The following is an 18,676-nucleotide window of genomic DNA, read 5'->3' as shown; positions in this document are numbered from 1 at the left end:
AAAGTTAGAGTTATTTACCTATAAAGATCTTTAATTTATAAGTTATGGGAAAGCGAGAGCTTTTATAATTAACTTTTTCGCTGATATATATTTAATATCACCAGTATTAAAACACACCTTAGAATTTACAATTCCATTTTGTTAAAACCTAGCTAACAAAGGATAAACATATTGATAGTGTTTATTATCATCAAGCCATCAAGTTCAGTACATATGCTTACTGAATATAAAAAATACAACAAAATAAGAATGTATTTCATTTTGGCTCCAATACGAATATAAAAGCTAGAGTTATTTATCTGTAAAGACTTTTAATTTATATGTTACGGGAAAAACAAGGCCATTTTTAATCAATTTTTCTTTCGTTGGTATAAATTTAACATAAAGCCACTCTGGTATATATTTACCATTACTGGTATTAAAATATACTTTGAGGTTCACGCTTCCATTTGGTTCAATCCTAGCTAACGGTGGATAAACATATTGATAATGTTTATTATCCGCATCTTCAAGCCAAGACTGAATAAGCCAAACCTTCTCTCCTGGATTGTTCACCGCTAAACTACCATTAAGGTAACCTAAGTTTTTATCACTTTTTAGCCGGACACGAATATCAACAGGAGCAGGATACTTAACTGTATTACCAACACATTCAGAGGTAATCATTAAACTCGCGACGACAAAAAATCCAGCTATATATTTCATTATTTACATACCTGAGATATTTCATTCACTGGACCTTTCTCATTATTACTTTCGATTTGGAAAGAAACTGAGCAAGAATTATCCAGCCCCCAAGATGCTGTTAGTTCGCCTTTTTCCGGTACTCCTGCCATATACACACGACCATCTTCCCCGACTATGCCTGTATTTTCCTTTACTGCACCTTGTAGTGAAACAATTGTGCCAAACGGCAAAGGTTTTCCGTTCGTTCGTTTCAGTGTAAAAACGACCTGACTTCCTTTAAACACGGTATAATCCAGAACAACCACAGCCCCCTTAGTTGGTACTGCACTTTTAGACGTTTCCGCCACGACAATGTCATCGGCTAAATCTTCTGGATATACATCCACCCTATTCTCTGTATAGGTCTGGGATGGAGCCATAAGCGCAGTGCCCAACCAAGAGGTTTTTACTCCCATACTGCTACGAATACCAGAAGCACCAGAAGTTTGTACAACAATAGCGCCATTATTAGTGACTGAACTATTTCCTAATGCCACACCCCATGGATACATAACAGCCGCCCCCGAAAGACTATAATCTATTGTCTTATAATCTCCGCTTCGCGTATAACCTAATGAAGCATTGGTAAAATCACCACTCCAGCTAAGCGAAGCTGTCTGGCTACTCATGTTATCCCCATTCCCCCAGCTACCTCCCAGACGATAGTAAATATCAGAGCTAGGGATCCTACCACTCAAGATTACATTATTACTTACCTGATTATCTGAACGGCTCACCCTGTATGATAATGAACTTCCAGTGGGATCACTCCCGCCTAAAAACTTACTTAAAGGTACACTCATATACAGATCAATCTGTTTATTATTAGAATGTCCGTAATTACGGTTTTGCATCTGATCCATGGAAAAGGTGGTACTGAAAAAAATACTCTCCCAACTAAAACTATGAGATATTGATGCATTACGTGTAACTGCACCAGTCGTCCAATAGTCCTGTTGAGACGCGCTTAACGATAGCGAACCATATTTTCCTAATGACTGACTCAAGTTCAGCGTCATTCGGTTCTTTAAGCGATTCTCCCATACATATCGAGCATCCTCTGTCTTAGAAGCAAAATCATCGAATGAATAAAAGTCTTTGGTTGAATAACGATAAGTTGCCAAAGTCAATGTAGTACCCGTTTCAATTTGGCTTTTGGAATATTTCAACCCATAAGACTGGCCAGTATGTATATCATTATATTTATCAGCTCTAGAGACTGACATATCTGCAGATACAGCACCGAAATGACCTAATGAAAGTGTACTACCCACCCCCAAACTTTGATATTTCTCCGCCTGCAATGTTTCTCCGAATACGGTTATTCCATACTTAAATCCCTGAGACCATGAACCATAAAAAAATGCAGGATCATCGTAGTAACTTTCAGAACCGCTGTTATCATATCGCCCAGCAGAAAGCTCAAAGCCTGATATACCTTCCCTCTTCATTTCAGGGAGCGTGGAAAAGGGCTGTAAGAATGAATGCTCACTTCCATCAGCTTCACGAATAGTCACCAGCATGTCACCTGAGTAACCATTGAGATAAAAATCATCAAGTTCAAACGGCCCTGCCGGCACATTGGTCTGATAAACTTGCCTGCCATTCTGTGTCACAGTGACTACCGCCTGACTGCGAGCGAAACCGCGTACTGTCGGCGTATAATTTCGCAGTCGACTCCCCAACATGTCATCATTGCTGTAGAGTTTCACTCCCCGGAAACTAATAGAATCAAGAATCATCCCTCCGGTGGATATTTCTCCCAGTCGCAACGAAGCTCGCAAGCTACTGATATCTCGCTCCAGATAGGTATTATAAAAATTATTCTGTTCAGAGCGACTATTCCACCACTGTGAATCTGTTTCAGACCAGCTATAGTTAGCTGACGTTCGTAAACGCCACTCCCAGAGATTCACACCCAAATTCCCTGAGGCGTAAAAACTACGAGAATCATAACTGCTGGAATCATTTCGATTACCACTTATATTATAGTCCATTAGTAACGCAGGAACGCCAGTGTCCCAGCTTTCTGGGGATGACTTTAGTCTAGTTTTCTCGCTAAGGTATGCCTGTGGGAGATTAATATTAACTCGTGAAATAGCCTGATCGTAAGTCACCTCACTGTAAGGAACACCATCAATAAACTCTGCGGAAGTCAGTACCTCACCATTTTGGCTAGGCAAATACTCCTCGGACATCAGACCGTCAAAAAAGCCTGGTTCAAAATCGGGAAGTAACCCTTTATCGGCCGTATTTTTGAAGTGCAAAACCTTCCTAGCATAAAACTCATCATTAATATAAATACTAACTTCCTGCTCTCCCTCGATTCCTCCCCCTGGCTGGGAAAATATAGATAAGTCAATATTTTCTATCCCAGAAACTTCAGAAGCTAACAAAGTAGGATCGAAATAATCTTCGGCATGAGCATTCACAAGGAATCCCAACATAAATGGTGTAAAAAGATAATGTTCTTTTTTCATATTTTACCCGAAATTATCTATTTAAATTTACTAGTTAATACTAAAAATCAACATTATCTAGAAAATGCTTTAAATTTATATTTCTGATATATGAGTTCTATAATTACTCAAAAAAAATGGGCACTTTGTGACTTAATATAATTGGAGTAGAAAAACCAGCATGATCCTTTTGGATCTTAGGCACAAAGGAAACAATTAAATAGTATTTATTTTCTTTATTCTCTTTCTGTCCTGATAGATATATTAACTTAATTTTTGCATCATCCCTTTTATTCAATAATTGGATAGGCGGGCTAATAGTAAAAGGCACTCCTGATTTATCATCAATATTAATATTGTCCCTGACTACCTTTGACGTCACAATATATTCATTATCCGTATCATTAAACACAGAAAAATAGAACACCTTATTATCTTTAACTTTAATTTTTATAGGTTCAATGCCTACTCCCTTTGCTGGCGCAGTAGCTTTAACCTCTGAAATAGAAAATATCAACAGTAGTACCAAAGACCATAATATGTAGTAACAAACTGAGAATAACTATAGCTACTGATAACAGACAATTATTGAACAAAGCCAGTAATAAAGAGTCTTTAACTCTATATTTCCACTTCACGGTCAACTGCGAACTAGCGATTTTCTACACAATTAACTTTTATTAAAGTGTATTAAATCAGATTTGAGCTTACATAACTACGAAACAGAGCTAAATATAACCTGACAGTCCGCTCTGTGCCGAAGCGGACGTTGGCGGATTATCAAATACAGACTATTTTTACTGTCTATTTGTCCAGTTAAATTTATTTGGGCACAAAAAAACCAGCCGTTTTATTGGCTGGTTATTTGCTATTGCTGGTGGATTAAGCACGTTTAAAGTTACCATGAATCACATTATCGCCGTTCTCTAATGCGTCCATGTAATCTGCATACCATTGAAGCATTTCTCTACGTCCATCAATATACTGAGCGTGATTATACGTTCCACGTATAGAGTTTTTATCAACATGCGCTAACTGTGTTTCAATCCATGCTGAGTTATAGCCTTGCTCATGTAGGATGGTGCTCATTGTGTGCCTGAATCCGTGACCTGTGGCTCTACCACTATAGCCCATGCGCCTAATCATTGTATTAAGTGCCATATCTGATATGTGCTTTTTATAATCAGTGCGGCTGGGGAATATATATTGATAACATCCACTTATGGGGTGTATCTGCATCAGCAAATCAATAACCTGATCCGATAGTGGTACAATATGAGGGCGGCGCATCTTCATTTTTTCAGCCGGTATTTCCCATACTCCAGTATCAAAGTTAATTTCTGACCATTCTGCTTTTCTCAATTCGCCTGGTCGAACTCCAGTTAAAATAAGTACTCTTAGTGCCACTCTAACAATCTGACTTCCCATATACTTATCTATAGAAGAAAGAAACTCTGGTAATTCACTTACTGAAAGGTGGGCGTAGTGCTCACGTTTATGTGGAACAAAGGCGCTAACTAAATCTGGTGCAGGGTTATACTCTGCCCTACCTGTAATAATGGCGTACCTCCACACCTCACCACAACGTTGGCGCACTTTCTTTAGCTTCTCCGTTGCTCCGCGCTTTTCCATAATAGAAAGCACTTCGAGTAGTTCCATTGGTTTGATCTCGGCAATCGGGCGATTACCTATATAAGGGAAGACGTCTTTTTCGAAAGCATCCATCATGTCATCACGATAACCAACAGACCAGCGATCCTTTCTGCCCTCATACCATTCAAGAGCAATATTTTTAAAGGTGTTTACAGTTTTATTAATTATTGCCGCTTTTTCTGCTTTTCTGACTTCACTTGGATTAATACCATTGGCAACCTGTTTTCGCGCTTCATCTCTTTTCGCTCTTGCTTCGTTGAGAGTGACAACAGGATAGATACCTAACGATATCATTTTAGTTTTACCTGCGAACTGATAGCGATAACGCCAACCTTTGGAACCATTAGTTTCAACTAACAAAGATAATCCGTTACCATCCGCCAGCGTGTATGCCTTTTCTTTTGGCTTGGCGCGTTTAATTGCCATGTCAGTTAGCTTCATAAATCACCAATATTGTATAGGAAAATCGTAGAGGAAATTTCTATACAAAAAACTATACAATAAATTGTAGAGATTTAGAAAAACGTTAGTAGACTTAGACAGAGTGAGATTTCGCTAGGTTGCTTGGTTTTACTGGGATTAGTAGACTTTGATGGACTTGATTGGAAGTGGAGATGGCGGAGGAGGAGTCTGCCTAAAACCCTTCCTATACAATCCAAATAAATCCAATTTATCATTTACTATCAATTAGTTATTTAACTATTTATTCCAAACCAATATAATCAATTCCATTCAAGACTTAACTATAGTGGCATACCAGATGGCATACCCAACTTTTAGGATTTATTCATCATGGCTTTACTAACGCATTCCAAAGCTAAGCATATACAGCCCGGCGATAAACCATTACCTCACGGTGGCATCACCGGATTAACGCTACACCCATCATCAACTAGAGGTAGAGGAAAGTGGGTACTTCGTTATATGAGTCCAGTAACACAAAAACGCCGAAATGCAGGGCTAGGGAGTTACCCTGAAATCACAATTTCCGAAGCGGCAAATATTGCCTCAACGATGCGAGAACAAATTATTAAAGGCATTGATCCTCTTGAGCTCAAAAAATCAATCTCCGATGAACCTTCAATCCCTACTTTTGAGGTGGCTGCCCGTAAACTCCATGCAGAGTTACTACCTGGTTGGAAAAATAAAAAACACGGTAAACAATGGATCACTACACTGGAACAATATGTATTTCCTACCATAGGTTTATTAAAGTTGGATATCATAACTCCAGCCAATATTGCAGATGCATTACGCCCTATCTGGCTAACTCGCTCAGAAACAGCATCCCGCATAAAACAACGTATCCACGCAGTTATGCAGTGGGGATGGGCTCATGGCTATTGCGCAGCCAACCCTACTGATGTCGTTAACCATTTATTACCGCAACAAATCAGCGCTCATGTACGTACCGAGCATCAACCTGCGATGCCTTGGAAAATGCTACCTTTATATATTCGCACACATATATACCAACCCGAACGTTACAATGTTACCCGAGCAATACTGCTATTTATCATGTTAACAGCCTGTCGTTCTGGCGAAGCTAGAGCGATGCAATGGCAGGAAATTGATTTTAAACGAGCGGTATGGACAATACCCGCAGAACGTATGAAATCAGGGTTGCAACACCGAGTGCCATTATCTGAGCAAACTTTAGCGCTATTGAACAATCTAAAAGGCGTACATGACACACTAGTTTTTCCATCACCTAGAAAACAAATTGTGCTCTCCGATATGGTTGTCACCTCATTTCTTAGACGAACCAAAGCCCCCAGTGACACCAATGGTCGCGTTGCAACAGCACATGGTTTTCGCTCTACCTTTCGGGATTGGTGTTCAGAACATGGCTATTCGCGGGATTTAGCTGAACGGGCACTTGCACATACCGTTAAAAATAAAGTAGAAGCGGCGTACCACCGCACTGATTTATTAGAGCAACGAAGACCCATGATGCAAGCGTGGGCTGATTACTTGTTGGCTCAACATTAACTCTAAATGCTGTAGGTGTTGTGCCTACAGCACATCAAATAAATACATTATTTTTTATTCGTTTTTTTTGATTTTTTCCTTCTTTTGCTATTTTCTTTTTTTACTGCGTGACTAAAGGCTCTTTTAATATCAGGCTGATTCCAACGTGTAATAGAATAACTGAACTCAGTTTCAGAAAAATTCATACTATTTTTAGGATCAATTTGCTGTACACAACCCCATAGCTCACCAGCAATCGCATCTGCAGCTTCTTTTTTACTTTTCCATGAAAAGCCTAAGAGAACCTTTTCATTTAAAATGCGTATTGCTTCCGAGCGGATCTTAGTGTGTAAATCAGATTTAACGCTCCCGCCTTTTATTGCTGCGGTCGTGCGCTGCTCTCTTTCCGATACAGTTCTCACCATCTGATTAACATAACCCATCGAGCCGATGCATTCATGAATTAAAATAACAGCACGTTCTAAAAAAATTAATGAAATATCATTATGTTTTCCCCAACAATGACGACCTAACCAATAAAAAACAGAAGACCAAAGAATTTTATCTTGGAAAATATCATGTGGCTCACGCCACGACCTCAACTGTTCTTCAAGCACAAAAATAGAAGCCCTCTGCAACAAAAGCGTTAAATCTTCTCGACTGTCCGTATACTGACTAAGAATTGCAGTGACGGTATTTTGGGTTAACTCGTGATCCTTTTGAGCCAATACATCCCTGTATAGCTCGCCAGCCTCATACTCTAAGTTAGGAAATGAAGATAAGCGCTTTCTAGCATGACGAAAATCCCTTAAATACTTCTTCAAAAGAAAATAATCGAATGACCCCATAACAGTAACTCCCCTATTCATTAGCCTTGTTTTAAAAATGGAGTACCTCTTGCCTAAAAAAACATTTTTCCGAGCAAAAAGCCAATAAAAAAACTTATTTTTCAATAAAATAAATGCAATTTCATTTTTAAAAAAAAACTTCCTAGCTCCTGCATGTTCATGCTCATTATATTTCGTTATGCTTTTGATCATCCAAAGCACACCAAGAGGTATTAACCCATGATAAACACATCCAATATTAAAATATTGCGCTTACCGATAGTGTTACAACGCATTGGTATTGCACGATCAACGCTATATGACTGGATAAACCCAAAATCACCACGCTATGACCCAACGTTTCCAAAGCAAAAGCGCTTGGGACGCCAATCCGTTGGCTGGGTTGAATCAGAAATAAATGATTGGCTACTTAACAGACAATCAGTTTAATTTAATTCACTATAGCAAATAAGGAGAATAGATTAAAAATCTTCATGTTATTTTCTGTGATTACACAAAAAAATAAAAAACTAAACAGTTAATTTATTGAATTTTGATGATTCAACCATGACTGTCTTCATTTATATATAACCCAGAGAAAAGGATAATTATCATGTCCCAACGGATTTCTATTACCATAAAAAATGAATCAAGCCTAAAAGCTATTGATGAATACTGCCATAAAAATAATTTAACACGCTCCGCTGTAATAGCGAACATATTAGCGAGTGCTTGCCCGCTGTTGAATGAAATAAATCAACATACACAGATAGTTAATGAATTGGAAAACCAGCTATTTAATCCTAAAAAAAACTCACAAAAATTATGGGGAGACACCCCCGTATTTTCACTACCTGAATACTTATTGGATATTTGGCAAACCCACGTAATAGAAAAAGGGATCATTATTGACAAACATGCTTACCCTCATGCTTATAAAAGCCCCAAAATAGGTTTAAAGGAAAAGAAAACCATTCAAGAAACATTGAATAGCTATATAGATTCACCATATATTAAAAAGGCCATTTTTATTTATACAGACAGGCACGTTCACTATAAATTACATAAAGCAGGTGGGTTTTCAAATACAATATTAATTAGAAACACTGAATACAAAAATTACCTATTCGATTTTAACGCAATTATTCACATCCCGATAAAGGATATTGTTTTCCATGGAATAGAGGCAGCATTCAAAAAAAACCAAATAATATTAAAAGAAAGTTATGTCGCTTTTATTCCTATTTATCACTCAAACAATCAGTGTGTTTTAATTGGTGTGATAGATAAAACGCAAGTAAATAGAAAAATAGAGAGCAGTCCAGATACGATTATCATAAATCCAATCTAACCGTTCATTAATTCGTTTTATGACCCTTAAGGTGACAAAATGAGCCATTATGCATATTTTAGAATCGTTCAAAATAGCAATTTTAGTCTACAAGAGGTTGAGCAATGCCTAAACGATATCGCTGGCATCCATCCAATAAAAAGAGAACATATTATTTTAGAACATCAATCAATAACGGATGTCAATGAGCTACCAAGTCAATTGATGTATTATATTGATAGGGTATTTACACCTGATGATACCTTAATTACAAGAACACTCCATGATTTGGGGAATAACACACAACAAATCGCTTATGTTATACAACGCTGCCAATCTCTGGGGATGAAATTACTCTTCCTCAACGAATTAGGCCAAAATGTATTTTCACTAAATGTCCCTTTAGTCGAAATACTCAATCAATTAAAAAACATTGAGGATAATTATGAAAAAATGAAACTCGATAGACGACATGCGATTGCATTACAACAAGGAAAAATATTAGGACGACCCGAAGGAAGTGTTTATAAACAAGCTATTTATGAAATGAGGTGCAAAGGATATAAACAACGAGAAGTCGCTAATCATTTTAATATTAGCCTTTCTACCGTGAAACGATATTGGAAAAAAAGACTATTCGAATAGCACTAACTACAGAGTGATTATTTATCAACCAATTCAGTATTGGTGGGGTATTATCGATATTATTGATGTTGGAAAGGTAATATATATTACCAATAACACAACCTGAATAAATAACTAATATAACTTACACCGTAGATACCAATATAATCCAATACTGACTGTAACCTAATATCAATAATATCAGCTTAGCCAGAGGTCAATATCTAAATAAATACGTCATTATTAATCTATAGATTAATAAATCTATGCCTGTTAAACAGGAATAACACAATACTCAATAAACCATAAGGGATCAGATAACCACATTATCTGTCCTTTATCACTACCAACATTCATACGAAAGGGGCATTCCAAATGACCCTAAGGGATCATTATGTCTAAAAAAGAATACAACCCGGGTTACCAAGGTGCGATTGCAGAAACTTTAGATTGTGCCTTGCAAGCATACCCTCGTATTACTGTGATACGAGTAGATCTCCATTTCCCTATGATGGATGAATATGGGGATATGCCAAACTGCTTCCCTAACACTGAAGGCTCTCCTATCACCCGCTTTATGAACTCCTTAAATGCAAAGCTTAAACACGATCAACACCGTAAAATAGGTCAAGGGATACGCGTTTACCCTAACCGTTTACGTTACATCTGGGTAAAAGAACTCGTAGATGGATACCTCCCTCACTACCACTGTGCATTAATCTTCAATAAAGACGCCTACTATCACCTAGGAGACTATGACTTAAATATACCTAGTTTACGGACGATGATTACCACAGCGTGGTACAGTGCGTTACAGCTCGAATTAGACCCTATTATTGATACTGGTCCATTAGTTCACTACCCTGAGAACTGTCGGTACTGTTTAAATCGAGAAGCCTTATCCTTTAGCGATGACTATAATACCGTAATAGAACGATTAAATTACCTAGCTAAAGAATATTCTAAACACTACAGTTCGAATTACCGTACGATAGGCTATAGTCAGTATTAATAATACATATGGTGGCCTTAGGGCCACCTATGCAATTAGGTAATATTCACACTGGCAGTACTGCGTAATCTATCGTTATAACAAACTGATCACACTCAACGAACGTTACTATCCAATACCGAAGAAAACAATTGGACTCACTTCTTTCTAATCCACTTCGATTTGAATATTTTGAGGAAAAATCATTACAATGATAGTATAAGCAACATTGACACATCAAACTAAACAGTAAAAAAACAATGAAAATCAATTCATTAATAATAAAAATCACATGGAAAGAACACTAGCGACTACTAGCTAATCATTGTAGCCCGTTTAATAAGTGAATATTAAATACGTATCAGCGACATAACGTGAAAAATCGGACTAGATTATGTTTTTGTACAAAAACACGCTATGAATACTTTAAAACGCTAGATAAGCTATGTGAATTATTTAGTTACGCGCTGAATCAATCATTATAATGTTATAGGCAACAAATCTATCATCTAAAGGTTAAGGGACCCAAATGGCCATTAAGAAAAACGAACTATACTCCTCACTATGGGCCAGTTGCGACGAATTACGCGGTGGGATGGATGCCAGCCAGTACAAAGACTATGTACTGACCATGCTGTTTATGAAGTATGTATCTGATAAGTATAAAGGCGACCCATACGGTATGATTGTCGTACCCCAAGGTGCCAGTTTTGATGATATGGTTGCGCTTAAAGGCGATAAAGAAATCGGCGATAAAATAAACAAAATCATCAGTGCGTTAGCCGAAGAAAACGATCTCAAAAGTGTCATCGATGTCGCCGATTTTAACGACGAAGATAAACTAGGAAAAGGCAAAGAGATGATTGACCGCCTTTCCAAGCTGATAGGCATATTTGAAGGGCTAGATCTCTCTTCCAACCGCGCGGATGGTGACGATTTATTGGGTGATGCTTACGAATACCTAATGCGTCACTTTGCGACTGAGTCAGGTAAGTCCAAAGGCCAGTTTTACACCCCATCCGAAGTTTCACGCATTCTTTCGAAAGTGATTGGTATTGATAGTAATACCCCGCAAGACGCTACCGTTTATGATCCAACTTGCGGTTCAGGTTCATTATTATTAAAAGCGAGTGATGAAGCACCGCGTGGCTTGAGTATTTTTGGCCAAGAAATGGACAACGCCACCAGCGCCTTGGCTCGTATGAATATGATCCTACACAACAACGCCACCGCGAAAATCTGGAAAGGCAACACCATTTCAGATCCACAGTGGAAAGAAGCCAACGGGCAACTGAAAACCTTCGATTTTGCTGTCGCTAACCCCCCTTTCTCCAACAAAAACTGGACTAACGGCATTAATCCTCAAGAGGATGAGTTTGATCGCTTTAGCTGGGGAATTCCCCCAGAAAAAAATGGTGACTACGCCTTCTTGTTGCATATTATCAAAAGCTTAAAAAGCACGGGTAAAGGCGCCGTCATTCTCCCCCACGGTGTATTGTTCCGGGGCAACGCCGAAGCGCGTATTCGTGAAAATCTGATTAAGCAAGGTTATATCAAAGGAATTATCGGTTTACCGGCCAACCTGTTTTACGGCACGGGTATTCCTGCCTGTATTATCGTGATCGACAAAGAACACGCACAGGCGAGAGAAAGTATTTTTATGGTCGATGCCAGCAAAGGCTTTATCAAAGATGGCAATAAAAACCGCCTGCGTAGTCAGGATATTTATAAAATTGTTGAGGTATTTACCAAGCAATTAGAACAACCTCGCTTTAGCCGGATGGTGCCATTAAGCGAAATAGTGGCTAATGACTACAATCTAAATATACCGCGTTATATTGATTCCAGTGAACCAGAAGACTTGCACGACCTCAGTGCCCATCTACAAGGTGGTATTCCCAATCGTGATATCGATGCCTTAGAACACTACTGGCAGATATTCCCAAGTATTCGTGCGACCTTATTCAAACCAGCACGTGAAGGTTATAGCGAAGCTTTAGTTAAAGCCTCTGAAGTGAAGAATACCATTCTAAACCATGATGAATTTAAACAGTTTGCGACGAATAGCTTGCAGTATTATCACGCTTGGGCTCGCGCATCTAATTTAGCTGAGATCGGTGTAGGTGATCAGCCTAAAGCGTTAATCGCTGAAATTAGCGAAAGTTTGTTACAAAGCTATTCACAAACACCGTTGCTGAGCAAATACGATATCTACCAGATCCTGATGGATTACTGGAGTGATACAATGCAAGACGATGTGTACGTACTGGTACAAGATGGTTGGTCTACAGGTAAGGTATTGCGTGAGTTAGAAGTCAAAAAAGGTGAAAAACTGAGAGAAACGCCTGACTTAGTGATTGGTAAAACCAAGTATAAAGCTGAGTTGATCCCCCCTGCACTTATCGTGGCACGCTATTTTGCCGATGAACAAACTAAAATCGATACCTTGCAAAGCAAACTTGATAGTGCCAGTCAAGAGTTAGAAACCTATCTTGAGGAAAATAGCGGTGACGACGGCCTACTTAATGATGCCTTGAATGATAAAGACAAGATAACCAAAGCAACAGTCACGGCACGTTTGAAAGTTGCCACTGACCCCGATGAAAAATCGGCATTAAAACAAGCTCAAAAGCTGTTTGATGCCGAGACCGATGCCAAAAAAGCACTAAAAGAAGCGCAAGACGCGCTGGATTTAGCGGTGTTTAAGCAATACCCCAAACTCAGCATCGATGAGATCAAATCCCTGATTGTGGATGATAAATGGCTGGCAACACTGCAAAGTAATATCGTTGCTGAAATTGAGCGCGTGACCCAACAATTAGCAAATCGAGTTAAAGAGTTAGAAGAGCGCTACAATGAGCCATTACCGGCTATTACTAAATCGGTAAAAAATCTGAGTGAGAAAGTCGCAGGCCATTTAAAAGCGATGGGTTTGGAGTGGTCACTATGAGCGTTGAAGTAACAGAAACGGGTTTAAATCTTATTCCGGCTGGCTATAAGCAGACGGAAGTTGGGGTGATCCCTGAGGATTGGGATGCTGTATGTCTCGGAGATATTTCAGAAGTTCGCATGTGTAAACGCATACTTTCAGGACAAACTAAAAAGATAGGCGCTATACCATTTTTCAAAATAGGTACATTTGGAGGTGAGCCTGATGCTTATATTACACACTTTCTTTATAAAGAATTTAAAGCTAAATACTCATTTCCAAATAAAGGTGACATCTTAGTTTCTGCAGCAGGAACGCTCGGGAAATCTGTAGTTTATGATGGGAAGCCTGCATATTTCCAAGATTCGAACATCGTTTGGCTCGAAGTTAATAAATATAAATTACTTAATGAATACTTATATCATTACTACAAGATAATCAAATGGGCGTCATCAGAAGGCAGTACTATCGCTCGGTTATACAATGGAATCATTCGTGCATCAATAATTGCTCTACCTAAAATTAACGAACAAAACGCCATAGCCACTGCACTATCCGATATTGATGCGCTGATTAGTAAATTAGAAAAACTGATCGCCAAAAAACAAGCTATCAAAACTGCCACTATGCAGCAGCTCCTCACAGGCCGCACCCGCCTGCCGCAATTTGCTTTGCGTGCAGATGGCACGCCAAAAGGTACCAAGCCAAGTGAGTTGGGGGAAATACCAGAGGATTGGAAGGTTATATCAATCGCTCAAGATACAACATTAAAAGCTCGTATTGGCTGGCAAGCTTTGACTACCAAAGAGTACCAAACAACAGGAGATATCTATTTGGTAACAGGGACAGATTTTGACTCTGGTGTAGTGAAGTGGGAAAGATGTTTTTATGTTAGTGAGTGGCGTTACAAACAAGATCAAAACATTCAGTTAAAAAATGATGATTTATTGATAACCAAGGATGGAACAATTGGTAAAGTTGGTTATGTTGCTGCACTTAGCCGGCCTGCCACACTAAATAGTGGAATATTCGTAATTAGGCCTAGATATAACAATTTGATACCACGTTTCTTATTCTACGTGCTTACCTCCAGAATTTTTGATGATTTCATCAACAGAATTACGGCAGGCTCAACGATTACTCACTTGTATCAAAAGGATTTTGTTAATTTCGAATTTTCGTCGCCTAATAGAGAAGAACAAACCGCCATCGCCACCATTCTCTCCGATATGGATGAAAAAATTCAAGTGCTGGAACAACGCCTTAGCAAAACCCGCCAGATCAAACAAGGCATGATGCAAGAGCTGCTGACGGGTAAAACGCGATTAATCAAGCCATCAAAGGAGGTTATTCATGAGTGAATCTGTATTTGCATACGGAAGCCGCTGGTTAAAGGCCGACTTCCACCTCCATACTCGCGCTGATAAAGAGTTTACTTATACTGGTGAAGAAAATGACTATGCTAACCAGTATGTTGCGGCGCTTGCGAATGCGGGCATTGGTCTTGGGGTTATCACCAACCACAATAAATTTGATGCAGATGAATTTAAGGCATTGCGCAAAAAAGCCAAAAAATCAGGCATTGGTTTGTTGCCTGGCATTGAGTTATCCATCAAGGATGGTCAGGCAGGTGTGCATACTTTAGTGGTATTTTCGGATGAGTGGTTTAGCAACAAAGAACAAACCAACCATATTCAGACGTTTCTTAGCCTGACTTTTGCTGGTATTGCGAACTTCGAAGATGAAAATGCGCGCTCGAACCACGATATTGTCGAAACCGTGCGTGAGCTGGATAAATTTCACAAAGATTACTTTCTCATTTTTGCCCACGTCGAAGCGCCAAAGGGGGTGTGGAAAGAACTCGCAGCAGGGCGAATAAAGGATTTATTTGATAACGCGACAGTAAGGCGTAGAGTCTTGGCTTTTCAAAAAGTGCGCACCCGTGATGAACGCGCGAAAATCCAGCAGGCATTAGGTAATTTATATCCGGCTGAAGTGGAAGGTTGTGATGCCAAGAACCTTGCCGATATGGCGGCCCGTAAAGAGGCTAGCTACTTAAAGCTTGGCTCATTCAGCTTTGAGGCGGTTAAGTTTGCGTTGCGTGATAAAGCTTCCCGAGTCCGCGCCGAGCTGCCTAGCTATAAACATTCTTATATTCAAAAAATCCGCTTTGAAGGGGCGGGTACTTTAGGTGGCACAGAAATTTCCCTTTCACCTGAGCTCAATACCCTGATTGGAATTCGAGGCAGTGGTAAATCATCCGTATTGGAAGGGGTGCGTTATGCGCTGAATATTCCCTTTGGTGATAAGTCGTCGGATGTGGAATATAAAGAGGGGCTGGTAAAACACTTACTGCGTAGTGGCGGTAAAATTACCATCGACGCCATTGATCGCCGTGGTCAGCCCTATCAAATCCGCCGTATCTTGGGTGAGCGCCCCGATGTGTATGTGAATGGTCAGTTGCAACCCGGCGTGTCGGTGCGTGAAACGGTATTGCACCAGCCAATCTATTTTGGTCAGAAAGATCTTTCCAGTACGGGCGCTGGCTTTGAAAAAGATTTGATTGAAAAGTTGCTTGGCGACGCACTGGTGCCCATTCGACAAAAAATTGATCAGGGCCGGCAGCGGGTGGTGGATGCGATTAATCAGATTAAGCGTCTTACTCGAGCGGCAACGCAAAAGCAAGAATGGTTGCAGAAAAAGCAAGATGCTGAATTTAAGCTCAAGTTCTATCAGCAACACGGTGTTGAAACTAAGCTACAAAAGCAAATTGATTTTGAGCGCGATGAGCGCAAAGCACAGCAAGTCATTCAAGGTGCTGAGCATTATCTATCCGAGCTCAATAGTTTTGTGGCCAGCTTTGAAGATGAGCTAAAAAATCAGGCGTTGTATAAGTCTGCCCAGAATCAGATATTTTTTGATGACTTTTTTGCGACCTACCAGCAGTTGATTGCTGGCTTTGATGGCATCAAGCAAACGATACTAACGGGTCAAAGTACGGTTGCACTATTACAGCAGAAGCTAGCTGGCTTTGTACAACAAAAGCAGGCGCTAAAAGAAGAGTTTGCCGAGATTGAACGCAAACTGGCCACCGAGCTTAAGCAAGCCGGTGCACAGGCAATTAGCCCGCAAGAGTTTAAGCAGCTTAAAAGCTTGTTAGACCAAGCCGAGCAAATGTTAGCCGTACTCGCCAAAAGCGAGCAGCAGTACGCGGATTTGAATCAATCCCTAGAGCGTGAATTAGCGCAGCTTAATGATCTTTGGCTGGAGGAGTACCGCACTATTGAACAGGTACTGAGCAGGATCAATCGAGCTAATTCGCCCCTTAAAATTGTGCCGCAATTTAAAGCGAATAAGGCTGCCATGCTTAAGCACATTCAAGATTTGTATCGCGGGAGCCGTATTCGAGAAGCAACGTTGCAAAGTGTGGTGGATGAATACAGTGATTTCGCATCGGCCTATCGCGACATTGAAAAGCTGAAAAGCACGCTTGGCGGGTCTTTTGATACCTTCTGGCAGTATTTTGAAGACAACTTAGAAGCCTTGTTAACCTGGCAAGTGCCGAATGTGTTTACTATCGAGTATCACGGCAAAGCACTGGCGCACCACTCGTTGGGGCAAAGGGCATCGGCGTTGATGCTGTTTGTGTTAAGTCAGCAAGAAAACGACGTGGTGATCATTGATCAGCCAGAAGATGATTTGGACAACCAAACTATCTATGACGATGTCATCAAGTTGATTAGAGAGCTTAAGCCTTCTACCCAGTTTATCTTCGCAACACACAACGCCAATATTCCGGTACTGGGTGATGCGGAACAGGTGATTGCCTGTGAGTATCAAGATGACCATATCGCATTAGTTAACGGCAGTATTGACTGTGCTGACGTTCAGCAACGCATTGTAAATATTATGGAAGGTGGTGCCGAAGCCTTCGAGAAACGTAAGCAGGTATATGAAGCATGGAAACCGAAGAACTCTTAGCCATTATTGTCAACGGTGAAGACTCAAGGCATCAGTTTAAGCGAAACATTACCCGAGCTGAGAGTCTGGTGCCCGAGTTAGCGGCATTCAGTAATTCTAAAGGCGGTTTATTGTTTATTGGAATCACTGATGACGGAGGCATTCAAGGACTAACTCTTGAGGATATGGGGCGAATTAATCAGTTGGTTTCTAATGCGGCAAAGGATGTAAAACCACCGATTTCCGTTACCACTGAAAATGTTGCTTTACCCAGTGGTATGGTGATGGTTGTTGATGTGCCTGAAGGCATAAGCAAGCCTTATATGGATGGCAACCTACATGTATGGGTAAAAAATAGCGCTAACAAATCCAAAGTCAGCGCGCGAGAAGAGCTACTGAGAATGTTTCAAGAAGCTGCACTGATACACGCTGATGAAATCCCTGTTGGCGGTAGTTCAGTTGTGGACATAGACCAAGAGTTTTTTGACGCATTTTTTGAAAGGGAATACGGCGAACGAGTTGAAGATCAAGAGGTTTCTCGTGTTCAACTGCTTGAAAACATGAATTTGGCAAAGAACGGGCAGCTTAACATCTGCGGCGCCTTGTTGTTTGCATCACGCCCACAAATACGCTTACCCGTTTTTATTGTAAAAGCGGTGGCTTTTCCGGGTGTTGATATCGAAGACGAGCACTATATCGACAGCCAGGATATTAACGGCAAGCTATCGGATGTATTCCAAAAGGTTCTGGGTTTTGTGCTGGCTAACATTCGCCATGTGCAGAATGAACAAGGCTTCAACTCAGTAGGCGAGCCAGAAATTCCGCGAATCGTTCTTGAGGAGCTTATTGCCAATGCGCTTATTCATCGAGATTACTTTGTATCCGCTCCGATTAAGGTTTTGGTGTTTGCTGATCGAATTGAAATCGTGAGCCCTGGTCACTTGCCCAATAATTTAACGATAGAAAATATCAAAATGGGTAACTCGAATGTTAGAAACCCAATTTTGGCCTCGTTTGCTCCAAAAGTGTTGCCATATCGAGGCTTGGGGAGCGGCATAAAACGAGCGATAAAAGCGTATCCAGACATTGAGTTTGTTGACGACAGGGCTGGTAATGCATTCAAGGCCATTATTAAGCGAGCTCGATGAATAGCGAGCACAGTTGGTAGCGTTAAGTGCTCAAAAGTCTAACTTGCTTGGTTGTTGC

14 protein-coding genes are annotated in these 18,676 nt (G+C 40.1%); 9 read left to right on the top strand and 5 right to left on the bottom strand.

The features are described 5' to 3' along the window. Window positions 1-291: 291 nt before the first annotated feature. From H0913_RS07140 to H0913_RS07125, 4 genes are all read right to left on the bottom strand, one after another. The gene (locus tag H0913_RS07140) at window positions 292-705 is read right to left on the bottom strand and encodes a molecular chaperone (protein WP_181478328.1); all 414 of its coding nucleotides are present in this window, start codon (window positions 703-705) and stop codon (window positions 292-294) included. Continuing rightward, a complete protein-coding gene (locus H0913_RS07135) occupies window positions 705-3,206 on the bottom strand; it encodes a fimbria/pilus outer membrane usher protein (RefSeq protein WP_181478326.1) in 2,502 nt (833 codons plus the stop codon). The genes H0913_RS07140 and H0913_RS07135 overlap by 1 nt, the downstream gene beginning before the upstream one ends. A 103-nt stretch (window positions 3,207-3,309) precedes the next feature. Next, a complete protein-coding gene (locus tag H0913_RS07130; RefSeq protein ID WP_232368838.1) occupies window positions 3,310-3,702 on the bottom strand; it encodes a fimbria/pilus periplasmic chaperone in 393 nt (130 codons plus the stop codon). 365 nt (window positions 3,703-4,067) lie between these two features. Continuing rightward, the gene (locus H0913_RS07125; protein ID WP_181478324.1) at window positions 4,068-5,279 is read right to left on the bottom strand and encodes a tyrosine-type recombinase/integrase; all 1,212 of its coding nucleotides are present in this window, start codon (window positions 5,277-5,279) and stop codon (window positions 4,068-4,070) included. A 351-nt stretch (window positions 5,280-5,630) separates the two neighbouring features. Between H0913_RS07125 and H0913_RS07120 the strand changes: the two genes are divergently transcribed. Further along, entirely contained in the window at window positions 5,631-6,830 is a 1,200-nt protein-coding gene (locus H0913_RS07120) for a tyrosine-type recombinase/integrase (protein ID WP_166266822.1), read from the top strand. Between the two features lie 47 nt (window positions 6,831-6,877). On the opposite strand, the gene H0913_RS07115 is transcribed toward H0913_RS07120, so the two are convergent. Further along, complete coding sequence (locus H0913_RS07115) at window positions 6,878-7,849, bottom strand: hypothetical protein (protein ID WP_166266820.1); 972 nt, start codon at window positions 7,847-7,849, stop codon at window positions 6,878-6,880. 27 nt (window positions 7,850-7,876) lie between these two features. Here H0913_RS07115 and H0913_RS07110 point away from each other — a divergent pair, with 27 nt between their 5' ends. The 8 genes from H0913_RS07110 to H0913_RS07075 all read left to right on the top strand — a co-directional run bounded on the left by H0913_RS07110 (window position 7,877) and on the right by H0913_RS07075 (window position 18,618). Next, complete coding sequence (locus H0913_RS07110; RefSeq protein ID WP_036967264.1) at window positions 7,877-8,086, top strand: helix-turn-helix transcriptional regulator; 210 nt, start codon at window positions 7,877-7,879, stop codon at window positions 8,084-8,086. A gap of 163 nt (window positions 8,087-8,249) precedes the next feature. Further along, on the top strand, window positions 8,250-8,987 hold the full coding sequence (locus tag H0913_RS07105) for a hypothetical protein (RefSeq protein WP_036967273.1): 738 nt from the start codon (window positions 8,250-8,252) through the stop codon (window positions 8,985-8,987). 39 nt (window positions 8,988-9,026) lie between these two features. Next, complete coding sequence (locus H0913_RS07100) at window positions 9,027-9,611, top strand: helix-turn-helix domain-containing protein (protein ID WP_232368837.1); 585 nt, start codon at window positions 9,027-9,029, stop codon at window positions 9,609-9,611. 373 nt (window positions 9,612-9,984) lie between these two features. After that, window positions 9,985-10,602 (top strand): inovirus Gp2 family protein, encoded by a 618-nt coding sequence (locus H0913_RS07095; protein WP_154628735.1) that lies wholly within the window; start codon window positions 9,985-9,987, stop codon window positions 10,600-10,602. Window positions 10,603-11,110: 508 nt separating this feature from the next. Continuing rightward, the gene (locus H0913_RS07090; RefSeq protein ID WP_166266817.1) at window positions 11,111-13,531 is read left to right on the top strand and encodes a type I restriction-modification system subunit M; all 2,421 of its coding nucleotides are present in this window, start codon (window positions 11,111-11,113) and stop codon (window positions 13,529-13,531) included. Further along, window positions 13,528-14,871: a restriction endonuclease subunit S gene (locus H0913_RS07085; RefSeq protein ID WP_166266815.1), complete on the top strand. Its 1,344-nt coding sequence runs from the start codon at window positions 13,528-13,530 to the stop codon at window positions 14,869-14,871. The genes H0913_RS07090 and H0913_RS07085 overlap by 4 nt, the downstream gene beginning before the upstream one ends. Then, window positions 14,864-17,491: a TrlF family AAA-like ATPase gene (locus H0913_RS07080; protein ID WP_140187050.1), complete on the top strand. Its 2,628-nt coding sequence runs from the start codon at window positions 14,864-14,866 to the stop codon at window positions 17,489-17,491. Before H0913_RS07085 ends, H0913_RS07080 begins: the two co-directional genes overlap by 8 nt. After that, window positions 17,470-18,618, top strand: a complete 1,149-nt coding sequence (locus H0913_RS07075; protein WP_166266813.1) for an RNA-binding domain-containing protein — start codon at window positions 17,470-17,472, stop codon at window positions 18,616-18,618. Before H0913_RS07080 ends, H0913_RS07075 begins: the two co-directional genes overlap by 22 nt. Window positions 18,619-18,676: the final 58 nt, after the last annotated feature.

It is taken from the genome of Providencia rettgeri (assembly GCF_013702265.1).
GTDB classification, from domain to species: Bacteria; Pseudomonadota; Gammaproteobacteria; order Enterobacterales; family Enterobacteriaceae; genus Providencia; species Providencia zhijiangensis.
This window is presented reverse-complemented; position numbering and strand designations above follow the sequence as displayed.

Excerpts from the sequence above, each read along its gene's own strand:
- H0913_RS07085 (WP_166266815.1), top strand. The coding sequence starts at position 13,528 with ATGAGCGTTGAAGTAACAGAAACGGGTTTAAATCTTATTCCGGCTGGC.
- H0913_RS07075 (WP_166266813.1), top strand. The coding sequence starts at position 17,470 with ATGGAAACCGAAGAACTCTTAGCCATTATTGTCAACGGTGAAGACTCA.
- H0913_RS07125 (WP_181478324.1), bottom strand. The coding sequence starts at position 5,279 with ATGAAGCTAACTGACATGGCAATTAAACGCGCCAAGCCAAAAGAAAAG.
- H0913_RS07115 (WP_166266820.1), bottom strand. The coding sequence starts at position 7,849 with ATGATCAAAAGCATAACGAAATATAATGAGCATGAACATGCAGGAGCT.
- H0913_RS07105 (WP_036967273.1), top strand. The coding sequence starts at position 8,250 with ATGTCCCAACGGATTTCTATTACCATAAAAAATGAATCAAGCCTAAAA.
- H0913_RS07080 (WP_140187050.1), top strand. The coding sequence starts at position 14,864 with ATGAGTGAATCTGTATTTGCATACGGAAGCCGCTGGTTAAAGGCCGAC.
- H0913_RS07090 (WP_166266817.1), top strand. The coding sequence starts at position 11,111 with ATGGCCATTAAGAAAAACGAACTATACTCCTCACTATGGGCCAGTTGC.
- H0913_RS07095 (WP_154628735.1), top strand. The coding sequence starts at position 9,985 with ATGTCTAAAAAAGAATACAACCCGGGTTACCAAGGTGCGATTGCAGAA.
- H0913_RS07140 (WP_181478328.1), bottom strand. The coding sequence starts at position 705 with ATGAAATATATAGCTGGATTTTTTGTCGTCGCGAGTTTAATGATTACC.
- H0913_RS07135 (WP_181478326.1), bottom strand. The coding sequence starts at position 3,206 with ATGAAAAAAGAACATTATCTTTTTACACCATTTATGTTGGGATTCCTT.
- H0913_RS07100 (WP_232368837.1), top strand. The coding sequence starts at position 9,027 with ATGAGCCATTATGCATATTTTAGAATCGTTCAAAATAGCAATTTTAGT.
- H0913_RS07120 (WP_166266822.1), top strand. The coding sequence starts at position 5,631 with ATGGCTTTACTAACGCATTCCAAAGCTAAGCATATACAGCCCGGCGAT.
- H0913_RS07110 (WP_036967264.1), top strand. The coding sequence starts at position 7,877 with ATGATAAACACATCCAATATTAAAATATTGCGCTTACCGATAGTGTTA.